Here is a 1,735-nt window from a genome sequence, read left to right on the forward strand (position 1 = left end):
TGATGATCGCGATTGGCTCGAACGCGTTCGACGCGTTCCTGCGGGGCGGACAGGCTATGGACCTGCATTTCCGTTCGGCCGACTGGGCTGAGACCGTGCCAGTGATGCTCGCCTTGGTCGGAATCTGGCATCGTCAGGTGCTGGGCCATGCCAGCCGCGCGGTGTTGCCCTACGACCAGAGGCTGCTGCGCTTGCCGGCTTATTTCCAGCAGCTTGAGATGGAATCGAACGGCAAATCGGTCGCAATGGATGGCAGCGCGCTGTCGGTGCCATCGGGGCCTGTCGTCTGGGGTGAGCCGGGCACCAATGGCCAGCACGCTTTCTACCAGCTGATCCACCAGGGCACCGACGTGATCCCCTGCGAATTCATGGTCGCTGCCGAGGGGCATGAGCCTGAACTGGCCCATCACCACCGCCTGCTTCTGGCCAACTGCCTCGCCCAGTCCGAGGCTTTGATGCGCGGCAGGTCTTTTGACGAAGCCAGCGCCCGCATGGCGGCCAAAGGCTTGACGGGCGATGAACTTGACCGTCAGGCGCGGCATCGGGTCTTTCCGGGCAACCGGCCCTCGACTACCTTGATCTATCCCAAACTGACGCCCTTTGTGTTGGGGCAGATCATAGCGCTCTATGAGCATCGGGTGTTCGTCGAAGGCGCTCTTCTGGGCATCAATTCCTTCGATCAATGGGGCGTTGAATTGGGCAAAGAACTTGCCACCTCACTCGGGCCGATCGTGGACGGAGAAGAAAGCGCGGATGACAAGGATGGCTCGACTGCCGCTCTGGTCGCCTATGCCCTGCAACACCGCAATTGACGTGGTGATTTGCGGCCCGGGGCAATCTCGGGCTGCAATCTTTTTATTGTCAGACAAATAATTGCTTGGCAGGGTTCTTCCCAATGAACCGTCATGATTGATCGCCCGGCCACAGGCCCGCGTATCACTCAAAGCACGGAATGGCCGCCGACAGCGTGGCCTGAACAAAAAAGGGAGGATGTCCATGCTGGGACAGATGATGACGCAGCCCTTGCTGATCTCGTCACTGATTGATCACGCAGAGCGCTACCACGGTGAGACGGAAATCGTGTCGGTTGAAACAGACGGCACCGTAGCGCAAACCAATTGGTCCGACGTGGCGCGCAACGCTCGCCGGTTGGGATCGGCATTGACCAAGCTTGGACTGGAACCACAAGACCGCATCGGCACCCTGGCCTGGAATAATCGCCGCCACCTTGAGATCTACTATGCGACCTCGGGCGCAGGTTTCGTGTGTCACACGATCAATCCGCGCCTCTTCCCCGAGCAGCTGACCTACATCATCAACCACGCCCAGGATCGCGTTCTGTTTTTTGATGCCACCTTCATCCCATTGGTCGCGGCGTTGCAAGAAGGTCTGGGAGAGGTCCATCACTTTGTGCTGATGGGTCCTCGTGATGAGGAAGCGGCCGCGCAGATCGACGGGCTGCAATTCTATGATGAACTGATCGAGACGGGTGATACCGATTTCGCATGGCCGGATTTGGACGAAAACACCGCCTCCGGCCTGTGCTACACCTCAGGCACGACGGGCCATCCCAAGGGGGTGCTCTATTCGCATCGCTCGACCGTATTGCATGGCTTCGCCTCGAATGCGCGAGACGTCATTGGCTATTCGGCGATGGATGTGGTGATGCCCGTGGTGCCGATGTTCCATGTCAATGCCTGGGGGTCGCCCTATGCCTGTGCCATGTCCGGCTCGC

General features: G+C 59.5%; 2 protein-coding genes. Both read left to right on the forward strand.

Translation table 11 applies throughout. The features are described 5' to 3' along the window. Positions 1-812 (forward strand): glucose-6-phosphate isomerase (locus ACR0E6_RS21015; RefSeq protein WP_480586939.1); only part of this gene is annotated, 812 nt, incomplete at its 5' end. Positions 813-996: 184 nt separating this feature from the next. Then, on the forward strand, positions 997-1,735 hold a 739-nt coding region (locus ACR0E6_RS21020), incomplete at its 3' end, for an AMP-binding protein (protein ID WP_480586942.1).

The organism is Ruegeria sp. AP12, from assembly GCF_056540025.1.